The organism is Aetokthonos hydrillicola CCALA 1050 (genome assembly GCF_017591665.1).
Lineage (GTDB): Bacteria > Cyanobacteriota > Cyanobacteriia > Cyanobacteriales > Nostocaceae > Aetokthonos > Aetokthonos hydrillicola.
In genome coordinates this window covers 1-15,300 of the sequence record NZ_JAAKGC010000017.1, presented here as the reverse complement: position 1 = coordinate 15,300, position 15,300 = coordinate 1, and the positions used below count along the sequence as shown (strand labels likewise).

General features: G+C 40.9%; 14 protein-coding genes and 1 tRNA gene. 6 read left to right on the top strand and 9 right to left on the bottom strand.

Features of this window, described 5'->3' with window-relative positions; genetic code table 11:
- Positions 1 to 22 precede the first annotated feature (22 nt).
- Positions 23 to 790 (bottom strand): glucose 1-dehydrogenase, encoded by a 768-nt coding sequence (locus tag G4P69_RS11085; RefSeq protein WP_208349769.1) that lies wholly within the window; start codon positions 788 to 790, stop codon positions 23 to 25.
- A gap of 308 nt (positions 791 to 1,098) precedes the next feature.
- Complete coding sequence (locus tag G4P69_RS11080; RefSeq protein WP_208345851.1) at positions 1,099 to 1,332, bottom strand: hypothetical protein; 234 nt, start codon at positions 1,330 to 1,332, stop codon at positions 1,099 to 1,101.
- Positions 1,333 to 2,623: 1,291 nt separating this feature from the next.
- On the opposite strand from G4P69_RS11080, the gene G4P69_RS11075 reads away from it, so the two are divergent.
- Both G4P69_RS11075 and trmFO read left to right on the top strand, forming a co-directional pair.
- A complete protein-coding gene (locus tag G4P69_RS11075) occupies positions 2,624 to 3,526 on the top strand; it encodes a heparin lyase I family protein (protein WP_208349766.1) in 903 nt (300 codons plus the stop codon).
- A 71-nt stretch (positions 3,527 to 3,597) separates the two neighbouring features.
- The gene (gene trmFO, locus G4P69_RS11070) at positions 3,598 to 4,929 is read left to right on the top strand and encodes an FADH(2)-oxidizing methylenetetrahydrofolate--tRNA-(uracil(54)-C(5))-methyltransferase TrmFO (protein ID WP_208345803.1); all 1,332 of its coding nucleotides are present in this window, start codon (positions 3,598 to 3,600) and stop codon (positions 4,927 to 4,929) included.
- Positions 4,930 to 4,966: 37 nt separating this feature from the next.
- Here trmFO and G4P69_RS11065 read toward each other — a convergent pair whose 3' ends face one another.
- The gene (locus tag G4P69_RS11065) at positions 4,967 to 5,281 is read right to left on the bottom strand and encodes a hypothetical protein (RefSeq protein ID WP_208345805.1); all 315 of its coding nucleotides are present in this window, start codon (positions 5,279 to 5,281) and stop codon (positions 4,967 to 4,969) included.
- A 165-nt stretch (positions 5,282 to 5,446) separates the two neighbouring features.
- On the opposite strand from G4P69_RS11065, the gene G4P69_RS11060 reads away from it, so the two are divergent.
- Both G4P69_RS11060 and G4P69_RS11055 read left to right on the top strand, forming a co-directional pair.
- On the top strand, positions 5,447 to 6,625 hold the full coding sequence (locus tag G4P69_RS11060) for a murein hydrolase activator EnvC family protein (protein ID WP_208349751.1): 1,179 nt from the start codon (positions 5,447 to 5,449) through the stop codon (positions 6,623 to 6,625).
- Between the two features lie 34 nt (positions 6,626 to 6,659).
- Positions 6,660 to 6,732, top strand: a tRNA-Arg gene (locus G4P69_RS11055).
- Between the two features lie 6 nt (positions 6,733 to 6,738).
- Here the strand turns inward: G4P69_RS11055 and G4P69_RS39910 are convergent.
- The 4 genes from G4P69_RS39910 to G4P69_RS11040 all read right to left on the bottom strand — a co-directional run bounded on the left by G4P69_RS39910 (position 6,739) and on the right by G4P69_RS11040 (position 11,280).
- Complete coding sequence (locus G4P69_RS39910) at positions 6,739 to 6,864, bottom strand: hypothetical protein (RefSeq protein ID WP_279606302.1); 126 nt, start codon at positions 6,862 to 6,864, stop codon at positions 6,739 to 6,741.
- 169 nt (positions 6,865 to 7,033) lie between these two features.
- Entirely contained in the window at positions 7,034 to 10,348 is a 3,315-nt protein-coding gene (locus G4P69_RS11050) for an Hsp70 family protein (protein ID WP_208349749.1), read from the bottom strand.
- 63 nt (positions 10,349 to 10,411) lie between these two features.
- Positions 10,412 to 10,696, bottom strand: coding sequence for a hypothetical protein (locus tag G4P69_RS11045; protein WP_208349747.1), 285 nt, complete (start codon positions 10,694 to 10,696; stop codon positions 10,412 to 10,414).
- Positions 10,697 to 10,806: 110 nt separating this feature from the next.
- Positions 10,807 to 11,280, bottom strand: a complete 474-nt coding sequence (locus G4P69_RS11040) for a hypothetical protein (protein WP_208349746.1) — start codon at positions 11,278 to 11,280, stop codon at positions 10,807 to 10,809.
- A 630-nt stretch (positions 11,281 to 11,910) separates the two neighbouring features.
- Here G4P69_RS11040 and G4P69_RS11035 point away from each other — a divergent pair.
- Positions 11,911 to 12,141 (top strand): hypothetical protein, encoded by a 231-nt coding sequence (locus tag G4P69_RS11035; RefSeq protein ID WP_208349745.1) that lies wholly within the window; start codon positions 11,911 to 11,913, stop codon positions 12,139 to 12,141.
- A 44-nt stretch (positions 12,142 to 12,185) separates the two neighbouring features.
- Here G4P69_RS11035 and G4P69_RS11030 read toward each other — a convergent pair whose 3' ends face one another.
- Together G4P69_RS11030 and folB are read right to left on the bottom strand one after the other, a co-directional pair.
- Entirely contained in the window at positions 12,186 to 12,788 is a 603-nt protein-coding gene (locus G4P69_RS11030; RefSeq protein ID WP_208349744.1) for a hypothetical protein, read from the bottom strand.
- On the bottom strand, positions 12,778 to 13,170 hold the full coding sequence (folB, locus tag G4P69_RS11025; RefSeq protein WP_208346182.1) for a dihydroneopterin aldolase: 393 nt from the start codon (positions 13,168 to 13,170) through the stop codon (positions 12,778 to 12,780). The genes G4P69_RS11030 and folB overlap by 11 nt, the downstream gene beginning before the upstream one ends.
- Before the next feature lie 353 nt (positions 13,171 to 13,523).
- On the opposite strand from folB, the gene menD reads away from it, so the two are divergent.
- Positions 13,524 to 15,300 (top strand): 2-succinyl-5-enolpyruvyl-6-hydroxy-3-cyclohexene-1-carboxylic-acid synthase (gene menD / locus G4P69_RS11020; RefSeq protein ID WP_208349742.1); only part of this gene is annotated, 1,777 nt, incomplete at its 3' end.

Sequence of the window (15,300 nt, the reverse complement as noted above, 5' to 3'; positions counted from 1 at the left end):
TTCCCTAAACAATTTTATGTGCTTACTGTTCTTTATAATTCCACAGAAGTCCACCATCAACAAAAAATGTAGCTCCCGTCACGTAATTAGCATCGTCTGAAGCTAAAAAGGCGACTATAGAAGCAACATCATTTGGTTCTCCCAATCTTCCGAGGGGTATATTATTGAGAACAGCGTTGAGCTTTTGCTTGTCTTCTATCAAACTTGTGTTAATAGGAGTGTTGATAGCGCCTGGAGCAACGTTGTTGATTGTAATTCCCAATGGTCCAAGTTCGATCGCTAAGTTTCGCATCATCATTTTCACACCACCTTTACTTGCGCAGTAAGAGGTAAAGTGTGGAAAAGGTAATTCTTCATGCACCGAGCTAATATTGATGATTTTTCCTGGACGCTTAGTTTCCCTTAAGTGTTTGACAATTGCTTGAGTTGCAAAAAATACGCCTTTGAGGTTGACATTGAGTACATTGTCATAATCTTCTTCGGTCACATCCCAGAAAGAGGCGTTCTTCTCTATCCCTGCATTGTTGACGAGTATGTCTAGCTTACCAAAGTGTTGAATCCCTTCGGTGACCATTTGGTGGATATCCGAAACTAGACTCAAATCTGCTTTGATAATGAAGCCTTTGCTTCCTGATGCTTCGACTCTTGTTTTGGTCTCCTCAGCTCCTTGCGGGTGAGAGCGGTAATCGATTATAATGTTGGCACCTTCTTCGGCAAGGCGAATGGCGATCGCCTGTCCAATCCCCTGGCTACTACCTGTGACCAGTGCGACTTTCCCTTCAAGTTTCATGAGATCTCCTTAAGTTACGAACAACTACGGAGCATTCAAGACTGCTTATTATTGCAGCCTCGGATATTCGGACATGAGATGCTAGTACTGTAACAGTAACAATCGCACCACAAACTTTCAATGGTGCTAATGTACTAGTATCACAAAGGAAAAGTACAAATTGAGTCCGTGGAGGAATTAACAGTACTCCAAGAAACGATTCTCGAAAAATAAGAGTTTTGCCGTTCAACTAGTAGGGGGAGTACAGAAGCACTCCCCCTACTACTTAGAAATAATTATTATGTGTTAATACAGAACCGTGATATTATCTATCTTCTGGCGGTAACTTGATTTCCTCCCTCAACTAGCTTGTGTAAACGAAGGTATGCCTCTTCCGGAGTAAGAGGTTGAGATTTATTTTCACTTGGAATAAAAAATATCCAGTTATCAGGGAAGTAGTCGATAGCAAAACTTGGGATTAGACCTTGGTCCATTGCCGTTTTCGCTAGTTCTTCAGCTTTGGTTTCTAGAGTTAGTTGGTCGTTAAACGAATAATCACTCATGTCTACCGATACTTTTTTGCTGACAGAAATTAACAAGTATATAAGTTGAGATAACTCAACCAATGTACGAAAGATAAACTATCGCACGCTTTACACTTAGTCAGTGCATTTGATTTTCATGCAGATTGACTATAACAACCAAAGTACTGTTGTTTTTCCTTGCAGTTAATGACTTGTCTGTACAGTGGTCAGTCTGCCGAAAAGGAGTCTCACCTAATATTTTTGGTTGTTTGTTAGCAGATAACGCTATGTGTATACTATAGCATTTGGTATCAATAATCGTAAAGAAAACAGTAATTAATTTTTACCATTTTACTTAGTCAAATATAGGGAAACGATTTCACCGGTATTTGAGCAACTTTAATCATAAGATGATCACATTAGATAATTGAAGTTATATGAATAGACTCTAATAATAAAGAACCAATACGTATTTTGCTGTAGGGATACAGACGCTCCTTGGCCTGTACGAAATACAGTATTTTTTTAATAATTATTTAACAAGTGATTATTCTTAAATTAACATATTGTGTTAATCCTTACTGAGATGGTTCTTTTAAGAACTCTCGTTTGGTACGTTAGCACTAAAAGCTTATCAATGAGAATTTTTGTACAAACGTTGAGCGAAGTTGAATAGCTGCAATACTATAATAAATACATCTTTAGAAGAAACGTCAGTATTACCCATTAAATGAGAAGCTATAACATTTCTTGATCTTACTTCACAGTATCTTTAGAAAATTTCTGGCAGTAAGTGATTGATCTGAGAAAGATTTAACGGTATTATGTAATTATGCTGAATTTTTACAAATAAATTGTAATCTCCACACTAAGCATAAATGCAGAGAGTGGGCTACTCATACTAGATATTTTACTAGATTAAGGTTTGGTTGCTCTACCATCAATCAATTATCAATTGTTTAGGCATCAATTGATCTGGCTTTTCACGTTCTCTAAAAAATTCTTAAATCCGTAAACAATAAAGGAGTAAAGACTACTTATCCTCTTTTTTTTACGATACTTTAAGAATTTACGTGAAACCACAGGAATTCATGGCCGCAGTTATTCTTTCCTTCTAAAGGTTGTCCAATATTTGCAGCTTAATATTACAGCAATTTTCAGGTAATTAGACCACAGTCGTAGGGGCGCTGCGGCCTTGCGCCCTTACAAACGGTGTGGTTCATTTAGGTGAAAACTGCTGTAAGCCGCCTTGTTGTGAATCGACCAAGGAAAAACGCTCTAATTGCAATGCATAACAGGATACACGAACAATAGTAAAGAGTAGAGAAGCATGAAGAAGTATGTATTGCAGTTAATCTCCTGCACCTTTGTTTTATTGATTCCTCTGATGGAGAAAGCTCAAGCGGAGTTGTTCGTTCGCATTACCGGAGAACCAACCAACGGCGCTTCAATCGATTCTCAAGGAAATCTCAAAGAAGCTGGCAGGAATTATAGAGTAATTTACAAGCCCGATCCCAGAGCAAATTGGGTTTATTTACCGTGGATTAGTTCCAGCGAGTTTTACAAGGGAAGTTCCTCTATTGGAATGGAAATCGATCCCACTGAGAACTTAACCCCAAACGGTACAGATAAAGTCAATCATCGAATCTCATCGGCTGGTTCTGGAAGTAACGATAGCTTTGCACTTGACTTCAATCAACCTAAATACACAGGCTTCGCAGTTAAACTTGGTGAGTTTGATGTTCCTTCCAAAAGTTTGCTGCTTGGGCAATGGTGGCAGGGTTCACCATATTCTCCACCTTTGCAACTAGAAATTATCCCAGACAGTAACCCATCAAACCCTATCAGGTACCAATTTTTATTCCGGAATAATAGAACCGGAGGCAATCCAAAATCTCTTATCCCAAATGTTATACCCTTTAATCCAGGAGTGGACAACACCTTAAACCGTCAACAATGGCATACTTTTATCGTTTACACTAAGATGCGTCACACAGGCTTACCTGATGATGGGGAAGTTAGAGTCTGGCATAATGGGGTTGAAGTGATTCGGTGGTTGGGAAAAATCGGATACGATCCCTCCATAGCTCTTAACGGCAAGAATTTGCCCAATAAAACTTTTGATGTCTTTTACGGGCTCTACCGAGAACAACAGAGCAAGAAACACCAAGCTTTTTTTGATGAAATTCGCTTTGCAACAACTTGGGAGGAAGCGAATCCAGAGCAGCCGTAATCTGATGCTCAGTTCAAGAGCATTAAAATAGGTATAATTAGGTGAGATGTAACGCCAGCAGTTCGACGTGTATGGAAAAGCAACCAATTCAAGTTATTGGCGGTGGACTCGCTGGGACAGAAGCAGCCTGGCAGATAGCTTGTTCAGGAATACCCGTAGTGCTGCATGAGATGCGTCCCAAACGGTTTAGCCCTGCCCATCACACCGAACACTTTGCAGAATTGGTGTGTAGCAATTCTTTTGGGGCGATGGCAAGCGATCGCGCTACCGGTCTTTTGCACGAAGAATTGCGCCGACTTGGTTCTATCGTTATTAGTAAAGCTGATGAACACGTCGTTCCTGCTGGTGGTGCATTAGCAGTAGATCGAGGACAATTTAGCCAAGACTTGACGGAAACCCTTTCTCGCCATCCCTTAATTGAAATCCGTCGAGGAGAATTAAGTGTTATTCCTGAAGGGATTGTTGTTTTAGCAACTGGTCCTTTAACTAGCCCTGACTTAGCAGAAGATTTACGTCGCTTTACAGGGATGGAATATCTTAGCTTTTTTGATGCTGCTAGCCCTATTATTGTAGGGGAATCTATAAACCGAGACATTGCTTTTCTAGCCTCTCGTTACGATAAAGGCGAAGCTGCTTATCTCAACTGCCCAATGAATAAAGAGCAGTACCTACGGTTTTGGCAAGAACTTTGTGCTGCTGAACAAGTCGAACTAAAGGATTTTGAGCGAGAAACAGCGAAGTTTTTTGAAGCCTGTTTGCCAATAGAAGAATTAGCAAACCGGGGCGAAGATACTATGCGTTATGGTCCCCTTAAGCCTGTGGGTTTGACTCCCCCTTCAACCGCCCAAATTGGCGAAGGGGATGCAAGAGTAAACCGTCCCTACGCCGTCATACAGTTACGCCAAGAAGACAAAGCTGGTCAACTCTGGAATATGGTCGGATTTCAAACCAACTTACGATGGAGTGAACAAAAGCGAGTATTCCGGATGATACCTGGGTTGGAAAATGCTGAATTTGTTCGGTTAGGTGTGATGCACCGCAATACCTTTCTTAATGCTCCCCAGTTAATGCTTCCTACCCTACAATTTAAGCAACGCCCAACGTTACTAGCTGCTGGACAGTTGATTGGCACAGAAGGTTACACAGCAGCAGCAGCCGGTGGATGGCTAGCTGGGAGAAATGCAGCATTGATTGCTTTGGGGAAAGAACCTTTGACACTACCATCTACAACAATGATGGGGTCTTTATTTGAATTCATTAGTTCTGCCTCTCCCAAGCACTTTCAGCCCATGCCTCCTAACTTTGGTATTTTGCCCGAACTAGGAGAGAAAATCAAGAATAAACAGGAGCGTTACGGACGTTACCGCGATCGCGCCTTAGCTGACATTGGGCAATTCACGTGAGTTTTTTCCTTTTCCTATTTCCCGTTCCCTGATATAATTATGACCTTTTTTGGTCTTGGATAGAATCATCTTTAGCAGTTGCTATCCCATGTACGCCTATGGCTGCGATAGTCGCACCAATAAATCCCCACGTTCCATTCACGTATGCATTCATACGATGAACTAAACTGCGGTGATAGGCAAGATCCAACTGCCGATCGCTAGATCTTCCCTCTCTAACCAACCTTTCTACATATCTTTCACTTCTTGCAACTTCCTCGTATTCAGTGTTGAACGAGTAAATAGATGACCCTGCTAACAACAAACCAGGAATGACTAAGATCATCAAAAGAACTGCTCTGCTTACGCTCATACGACCTCAAATAGGGCGATACCTTCGTTGTCAATGCTGGCATAGCTGAAACTTTGTATTAGTATCTCACGAACAAATTGATCCGATAGATGAAATGGGAATAATACACATGGTCTTTGGCGTAATTCGCGCCCTTTTCCCTATCGCCTTGAAAAACCTAACAACATGAGAACCAAAAAATTACCCTGGTCATATCTTGCGGTTTGCTGGATTTTGTGCATATCGATAGTATTGATCCTAGTATTGCCAGTTAGCGCTGCAACCCAGGGGGGTTCTCAGTCCATTGAAACGTTACAGCAACAACAACAGGTTATGAAGCAACAGCGAGCAGATTTAATTCAAGAGCGCGATCGCCTAACAAATCTGCAACAAGCTGCACAAGATCACTTAACTAACTTACAGCAAAACTTGCAAATGACTGATACTCAGATTCAAGACAGCGAATTGCGACTACAAGTTGCAAACCAACACCTCCAGCAGTTAGTAAATGATTTAGTAGCTGCTCGCAATTCCTACCAAAAGCGTCAAGCAGCAACAGTTGCGCGGCTAAGGCTCCTACAACGTTCGCGCAGTCACCAAGGATGGGCGGTTTTGCTGCAAAGCCAAAGTCTTAATGATTTTTTAGATCGCCGTCGTCAGTTGCAGTTGGTTTATAAATCTGACGAGCAAGTTTTAACAAAACTGACGGCTTTGGCAAACCGGATTAATAAAAAAACAACCGCCGTTGAACAACAAAAAAACGAGATCGATCTGATTCGGCAACAATTACTCTCACAAAAAGCTGATTATCAAGCGGCTGCTGAGTTGCAAGAGCAGGTAATTGGAAGACTAAATAGCGATCGCTTTGCATTAGAAGCAGCGCAAACTCAGCTAGATAAAGATTCACAAGCTATTGCTGTGTTGATTAAACAAAAGGTAGAACAAGCAAAAGCAATAGATAAAACTATCGATGTTCACGGAACCGGAGTGTTTGCGTATCCTAGCGATGCACCTACTAGCAGTCCTTTTGGTTGGCGAATGCATCCGATTCTCGGTTATCGACGCTTTCACTCAGGTTTGGATTTTGCTGCTAGTTATGGCACTACAATTCGTGCAGCAGATTCAGGAACAGTAATTTTTGCAGGATGGTACGGTGGCTATGGCAAAGCTGTTATCATCAACCACGGTAAAGGTGTTACGACTCTTTATGGCCATACTAGTGAATTATATGTTGTTGAAGGACAAACCGTAAAGCGAGGACAGGCGATCGCGGCGGTGGGCTCCACAGGTTTATCTACTGGTCCTCATCTCCACTTTGAAGTACGCCGAGACGGTACACCAGTAGATCCTATGGCTTTCCTCTAAATTAGCAAAACAGTGTTATACTATTAAACGTTGAGGGCGCGTAGCTCAGTGGATAGAGCAACAGATTCCGGTTCTGTTGGTCGGGGGTTCAAATCCCTCCGCGCTCGTTTTTTTTACTCAAGACCATCAACAACGGGAAATAAAGGACTTGCAGGCGACCATAGCTCAGTACTATCTGGGTGTTCGTTAAAGTAATCAGCTTTAGTCGTAACTCGCAACGTTTCGTTCATTCCTGGCATAGAAAATTTGTATTCTCCATCTTACAAGAGCTGAACTTCAATACCAGGAGGTAATAAAGCAGGATTTTGTAATATAAAGTAAGGAAATTTTCTCCACAAATGAGAACGGACATTTTTTATTGATAGTTGCAAATTAATCTTGGCTCAGATTGATCCTTATTGCTGGCTCCTACACATACCGATCAATTAGGACAGTTGCTTGATCTGCCCTTTTCTCCAAAGCTTTTTCTAATTCTGTTCCAACTTGTTCGACTACATATTTAAAGACAGCCTCATTTTCGCTCATTTTTTCTGAAATTTCTGTCGCTAATTCGGTCTTTTTCTCCTCACATACAGTGCCAATTTTGTCATCAGGCAATATATTTTTTCGTGACTCGATAGGTAAATCAGTTTTTTTTAGCCAATCTACGATTGTTTTTTGACTTGCTTTAAGTATTTCTTGAGATATTTGTCGAATTACTTCTGCTGCTTTTCCTGCATAATTAGTAATGACAAAAGCAAGAATACCCCAAATCCAGTTTCCAGCTAAAAACAAAAGTATCCCGCCTATGAATCCGCCAATAGCTAATAGATCGCCGATTATATCGGCAATTACATCAGTTATCTTCTTAAAAGCCTCAATTCCAATAACATCTTTTAGAGGTATAGCTTGGTTCCCTATATTAGGATCGATGTTTGCTCGTAAATTTAAGCCACTATTATCTATCTTGAATTTTTGACAGATAGGTTGAGTTTTCTGATTTAAGTCTTCCAGAAGTGCTGGATCTCCAAGCCATTCTTCGCATTTTTTATTAATTATCTCCTTTACCTCCTGACTGTTGAGCCAACTTTCTACAAGAAGTTTTATCTTTTTCTCGACTTGATCAAAAGTAACTATTTCTCTCTGCTGCCATTTTTTTAAGCTAACCTCAACCACATTTTCTACAATGCCTTTTGTAAGTGGCTCGACGATGAGGTCAATCAACTTATGAATATGAGCGCGAACGATTTCTCTTACCTCTCCTCTGTCAATCAGTGCTTTAACTTCTTTCTTAAAATCCTCAGCAAGAAAGTCCCATCTACCTACTCTCGCTAAACCTTCTGCAATAGAAAACTCTGGCTGTACATCAGTTTGAAATTTGGCTTCAGAAAAGATGCTTTGACAAATATCACGAGTAAACTGCATATTGGATGCACCACCAGTCAAAAGCATAACCTTAATTTTAGTTCCTTCTCGATCTAGCCTTTCTTTCACCTCCCTGATTTTGGTTTCAAAGGCTTGTCGCCAACTCTTTCCACCTAATTTACTCTGAGGCTCGTCCAATATTTTTTTAATAGACTCAGCAGTGACCATAGGTTTGAAATAAAGATCGTTATTTTCGTCAATTTCATAGTCAGCATCTTTAACCCTTTTTTGCGATTCTTTATAAGTTTTTTCTTGTGAAAAAAATATTTCCTTCGCTTCGCGACATTTAAGCTTACATTTTACTATGAGAGAGCGATCTCGTGTAAATGCCTGCTCTATTTCCTGCTTTCTTGTAGCATTGGCAAGTGATAAAGCAAAGATCGATTCGTCAATCAAAGATGCCCCTAGTTCATTCTCACCAAAATCTTCTGGTTTTTCTTTTAGACTTCTCACCAGTGTAAAGTCCGTTGTGGAAGAACCAATATCAATAACCAGTGCTGTCTCAAGCAAATCAGAAACTGTGAAATTTTGAGAATCCTTAGCGTATATTAAAGCCGCACGAGATTCAGATACGACTTCTAAAAGAGGAATCTCTTCTATCTTTAGAAATTCTGCATAGGCTTCTCGCTCTTCCTTTTCCCATCCAGATGGACATCCAATAAGAAATTTGCTAACCTCTCCACCTTGAATCTCTCCTCTCTCTTTTAGTAGACGATAGTATTCTGCCATGTAGAGTTTGAGAAATTCTGCTCGCTCATCTGGTAAATCAGTTGGTTTTTGTTTAAAGCCGATATGCAGTTTTGTGGCATAAGCTACTGCCTGTTGGCCCACATAAGCCTTGTTTTCTGAATCAAAACCAATTGCTGTAATCTGTTTTTTGACGCCATGAACAGTCAGGCTCTGTGGATGAGGATTACCCTCAATATCCCTTGATATCCTAGTTACAGCTGTATCACCATGTCCCAAATCAAAACCAATTATTTCTCGAACTTGCTCTATCATGACACTCTCCTTTATAAATTTCAAAACCTTATTTGTTTTTTCTTTCCCTTTCTCATCTCCAATAAGACTGAAACAGTCTTGCAATCCTTTCACATACTGGCGGTCTAAGATTGTAAGTTTTGACTTCATTGCTTCCAAAGGATCGACTCCTTCAGCTTTTGTGATTCGGCGCTGTATCAACCAAGATTGAAGTGAATAATTTAATTGCTCTCTCGCCGACGATTTGTCAGGTAAGCGAGCTAAACTTTGAGCTAATTGCAAGGCAAGGTAGGGAGTCGAGTAGGGACGCGTCTCTTCCAAAGCCTTGTAGACCTGTTTATAGCCATCGACAACAAATTCTACAACTTGCATGTCAAACTCATTACTTACCAAATCAGGTATTAACGCAGGCAATAAGGGAGAAACATCGTGATGGGTGAGATGATGAACATCTGCTACCCAGCCTGTAATTAAACACAGCCAAGAACTTAATAACTGGACAAGAATTTCCAAATCCTCTTCTTTTGGTTCTTGGCGACCATTAGCTTTCGCCGAGCCAAAAACAATATCGGCGTGCGCCACTTCAGAAATGACAGTTTGATAAAAAGGCTGTCGCTGTCCCGTCTCCCAGTAGCCAACACGAAAATCTAGATACCCTCCAGCAAGATCTAGTTCTAGAATTAGAATTGATTCGGATTGCAAGCCTCGATGCAAAGTATTGATAGCCGAACCCCCACGAAAACGCTTGCTATCCCAAGCTGCATCTAACAACTTTACTGGTCTTACTACATCATATTGAGGGTAGTGCTTTTCAGTAAAATGTCTTAGCTTTTGAGCTAAACGTCCTTCAATATACGGAAAGGGATAGGGAATACGCCCATACTTGTCGTAATCTAATATAGGAGGTAAAAATAAAATCTTAAGCGGAATTAAACCACTAGGATCTGGAAACTCTATCAGCTCTGAGGGTCTTGGAATTAGAGGCCACGAGTTAGCAAGGATACTTTGAAATTCGGCTGATTGAAAAAGGGTTTCCCGCTCATAAGCAGCTTTTTGAAGTAACAGTTGATGATTAATAACGGCTATTTGCTTCTCCAGATCATGACGCTCTCTGAGCATTTTCAAATCGTGTTCCTGACTTAGCGCTGCAAGCTTTCTCTGCGCTTCCTGACGCTTCTCTTCTATGTCACGACTGACAGTTGAACCATGAAAACTGTAAAGCAAACTGTTTGTTAAAATCGCAAAGCTTGTCATGAAAGGTGCCAGAGCGCTAATGCTATTCCCAATCCCCTGGCTTGCTCCAACTAACATTAAATCTGAAGCTGGATCTAAAACCATATTGACAACCCTAGTTAATTGAATAGATAGTTGAGTAAAGTTATTTTTGAAAAGGCAGCACACCTACTTAGAGCGAAGGATTGGGGATACCAAGCCAACAACTCTTGGCAGAACGTACTTGCACATTTGTTCGCGATCCCGTATCAGTCTGGGAGGTACTCCCGAACTAGGTAAGTTATTATGTGATGGATAAAACATTTCTCGTGAGTTGAAATTCACTTCGTTTGAACTCGCCATGCCAGTTCTTAACCAAGCACAGCCTCTTGGTGGGTTACCTCGCGCCTCACTGCGCTGTTTAGGAGCAGCTATTTCACCCGTTACTCGCACCCACAACGAGCTACGCCCCAAAGGTTCCTCATTTACCTGGCATAGATGTAAGAAATACTGACCTAATGGTCGGTTCTCTCATTTAACTATCGCGCTTCGTGGCGCACAATTGCGTTGCTCCCTATCTTTAATTATTGCCCATAATGCTTGTAGTAATCGCTTTTAGCTTTTTCTGAAGCAGCGTGGTTTGCTGAGGATTGTGCATCAGATGCATAACCATGACGTGCGTTGTACTCAGCTTGACTTTTATAATAATCGCTCCACCCCTTGTGATAATCGGATTTCGACTCGCCAAATCTTAGGTTATTAGCATAATTATTAACATGGTGATCGTGGTTACTAGCGTTGACTACATGATCAATTATTTGCCCATGCAAGTTGTTAGTGTCCTGAGTCGCTAGTCCATCATTAAACGTTGGAGCATGATGCCCTAGATAAGGCTTACAGTCCGTTCCTCCGTGCAACCCGTGGTGGTGTGTCAAGCTGCCGTAGACATAATGGCTCCCATGCGACCAACCTTGATGCGTCAAGCTACCTTCTTGGTGATTGTGATTAGAATCAATGAAATCGTGTTGATTATGACCAGAAAGAGTCGTGTGATCCATAGTGGTTTACCTTATATATAACTTTCATCTTACTCCTTATTTTTTGAACTATCCCCTTAAAGAAGCGAACATACACACATTTACTGCTTGCTGTCACAAAGGGGAAATAATCCCCGATAAGACGAGAATGGCTTAACAATTTTTAAAATAGAAATCTCACAGTTTATTAAGTCCCCAGTAAGACAGAACAAACAGAAGTACCTACCCGCCTACTCTTCATAGATTTTCTGCATGTTTTTATCAACAGAGATAGCTCGTGTTCTTTTTTGATCAGGTAGTAGGAATCCCTATTCTTTCCATCTCATGATTTATTAGGGTCAGTTTTACTGCCAAAAATCCCTTGGAACACGCTGCTTAGTAAAAAGAAAAACGCTGCAACTTATAATACAAGCATCAAGCTAGCAAGACCAGCAAAGGGAGATGTGATAAACAAGAGTAGGAATGCAAACATTAAGATCGTTAATAGTGTCTTATCCATCTTTTTCCACCTGTAAGACTCACCAGATTCTACTAAACAATTAATTGATAGATAAATCTACATCTAGTAGATATAACTTGCTATAGTTCTTTAGTATGATTTTGGAGGTATGATGAGTAAAAGACTGTTCATTTTTGAAGATAAATATTGTTATGTCATCTGAGGCAATTACCACGGTGATCAAGATGATGGAGTCTTTGCGTGAAGACATACAAGATAGAGTTGTAGAGCATCTCAAAGAGTATCTTGACGATTTGCGTGACGAACTTCAATGGAAGGAGTCCTTTAAGAAAAGTCAACCAAAACTCATAGCAGTAGCCCAGCGTGCTAAACAAGAGATTGCTGAGGTACATGCTCAACCGACGGACTACGAGCAACTATGAAGTCTGCAGCCCTTACGCGATATCGTACGTGTTCGTTATCTTCATCACGCATTTTCAGCCATCCACACAAAGAATCCAAGAATTTCGTCCACTGGGGGTAGTGGATAGTCGGTTAAGTCTAAAGTTACCACCTGCCCTTCCAGCTTAAGAAATCGCCAGAGTATTCCATTGGTGACGCTGCCATAAATAGTATTTTTGGAATTTCCTCTTAATTCGTTAAACCGTTGAGCAGCAACCATTTCAGCAACGCATTGACCAATTCCTGTTCTTAAGTCGGCTTTTTTTGCTTCCACTATAATAATTACCGGAGCTTCAATTTCCAATACTTCAAGAGAGCTACTAATTAGGAAATCACACACCCCGTTCAATCCAAGGCTTTCATCAACTGTAAAATCTTCACCAGAAAATAGATTAACTTTCTTATCGAGAATACGCCTTACTTCTAGTAATATAGGGTAAATGATCCCTTCTGACCGCATCTTTTCGCTACCAGAAGCAGCTATTGGTAAACTTTCTGCTAAGTAGTTTAAAAGAGTTTCGCTAGGAGAGATGGGCGCAATTTTGGGAAAAAAGTGCACCCCCTCTACTGTTTGTAAACCAAAAGCGTCTTTGGCTTTGGTGATGGTAGTAAATTGGCTATACGGCATTGCTTGGGTAGACTTTATCGAGTGGTTTACTTCTAGTCAGTTCAATGGTAATTTTGCCGCCAAAGTCTGGAATGGGTGCAGCAGGTTTGCTTAAAGTGACTTGTACCTGGGCTATGCGATCGCTTGCTGCCAAAATGGAATCCGCAATAGTCGCTGTTAACCGTTCCACCAGAACAAATTTTGATGTTTTTATCAAATGCTGTGTCAGGTTAATAACATTACGATAATCGACAGTGTCTTCTATCGCGTCAGTTTTAGCTGATGTAGAAAGATCCAGCCATAACTTCACATCTACCTCAAACCATTGTCCTAAGACTTGTTCCTCTGGTAAATATCCTGTGTAACCGTAGCTACGAATTCCTGTTAAATGAATGCAGTCCATAAAAACAACAAGGCAAAAGTAAACAATCTATTTATAAAGTAGTCAGGAGTCAGAATTCAGGAGTCAGAAGGTAGTGGGAGCATCTTGCTCACATCCCACATAAAGCGAGCAAGATGCTCCCACTCCCAAATTATAAATTTAAACATTTGGGATGCTCCGGAAGTTGAAACTTCTTCTTTAAAAAGCCATCCCTTTACGGGTGGTGTATTCTGACTCCTGGCTCCTGACTCCTGAATTCTGCTTTATTTAGATGGTAGCTTTGTTTCCGCTCCCTCTATACTAGTTAAGTGCTGCTTCTCAAGAGTTAGTGGTACTGATCACAGCTAAAAATCCTAGCCTGCAAAAATCCGTTAATGACAATTGATTATAGAAACATTAATACTGTATGGGCATCGATTCTTGTAGAAACATTAAAGCGGCTAGGATTAACTTGTGCAGTGATTTGTCCTGGTTCACGTTCTACACCACTAGCGGTTGCTTTTGCCCAGCAAATACCACACATCGAAGCAATTCCGATTCTTGATGAGCGCTCCGCTGCGTTTTTTGCCTTGGGAGTTGCAAAAAAAACTGGACGCCCAACAGCGGTTGTTTGCACTTCTGGAACAGCAGGCGCAAATTTTTATCCGGCGGTGATTGAAGCTAAAGAAAGCCGTGTACCGTTGTTACTGTTAACGGCTGATCGCCCATCAGAATTGCGAGATTGCCATTCTGGGCAAACTATAGACCAGTTGAAATTGTTTGGCAATTATCCAACGTGGCAAACAGAGTTAGCTTTGCCCTCGCCAGAGATGGAAATGCTAGCTTATCTACGGCAAATGGTGATTCATGCCTGGGAGCGATCGCAAACACCAGTCATGGGAGCAGTACATTTGAATATACCTTTTCGTGATCCCCTTGCACCACTTCCTGATACAACAGATTTAAGTTACTTACAGTCCAACCTAAACCCAGAAGACTTCTTCTCTCACATAACAACGATCTCCCCTGTTTCCCAAATCCCTCTAGATCCCGTTTTCCAAGAGTGGCTAAAGTCTCAGCGGGGAATCATCATTGCTGGTGTAGCACAACCGCAGGAGCCACAAAAGTATTGTAGGGCGATCGCTAAACTTTCCCAAACTCTTAACTTTCCCGTGTTAGCTGAGGGACTTTCTCCAGTGAGAAACTACGCTGACTTTATCCCACAAGTCATTTCTACCTATGACCTAATTTTGCGAAATCCCGAACTAGCAAAAGAGCTAGCACCAGAAATAGTCATTCAAGTCGGTGAAATGCCAACTAGCCCAGTACTGCGTAACTGGCTCAAAGCTACACAACCTAAACGATGGGTGATTGATCCCTCCGATCATAACCTCGACCCCCTACATGGTAAAACAATACATTTACGAGTAACTGTAGAACAACTAGCTATATGGGGGAAAAATGGAAATTTCCCCTCATCGGAATCGAACAAAAATCAATATGAGAGAGAAAAACCGTCTTCATTTTCTTATATCGAGCAGTGGCGTACAACAGAAAAGACAGTGAGGGAATCTGTTGACCATAAACTAGAAAAAATAGAAGATTTATTTGAAGGTAAAGTTGCCTGGTTACTTTCTCATGCGTTACCACCAGAAACACCTGTCTTTATCGCCAACAGTATGCCAGTGAGAGATGTAGAGTTTTTCTGGAAACCGAGTGCCTCACATATACAACCCTTTTTCAACCGAGGTGCCAATGGTATTGATGGCACATTATCTACAGCATTAGGAATTGCCCATCAACATCAAAGCTGTGTCATGTTAACAGGTGACTTAGCTTTGTTACACGACACCAATGGATTTTTAATCAGGAATAAGTTTGTTGGACATTTAACAATAGTGTTAATTAACAACAATGGTGGCGGTATTTTTGAAATGTTACCTATTGTTAAATTTGATCCACCTTTTGAAGAGTTTTTTGCTACTCCCCAAGATATTGATTTTGCTCAATTGTGTGTTACTTATAATGTTGAGCATGAATTAATAACTTCTTGGCAGCAGTTGCTTTCAAAATTAAACCCACTACCAACTCATGGAATTAGAGTTTTGGAGCTGCGAACAAATCGTAAAGTAGATGCTATGTGGCGCAAGGAAAATTTAGGTAAGTTTATCA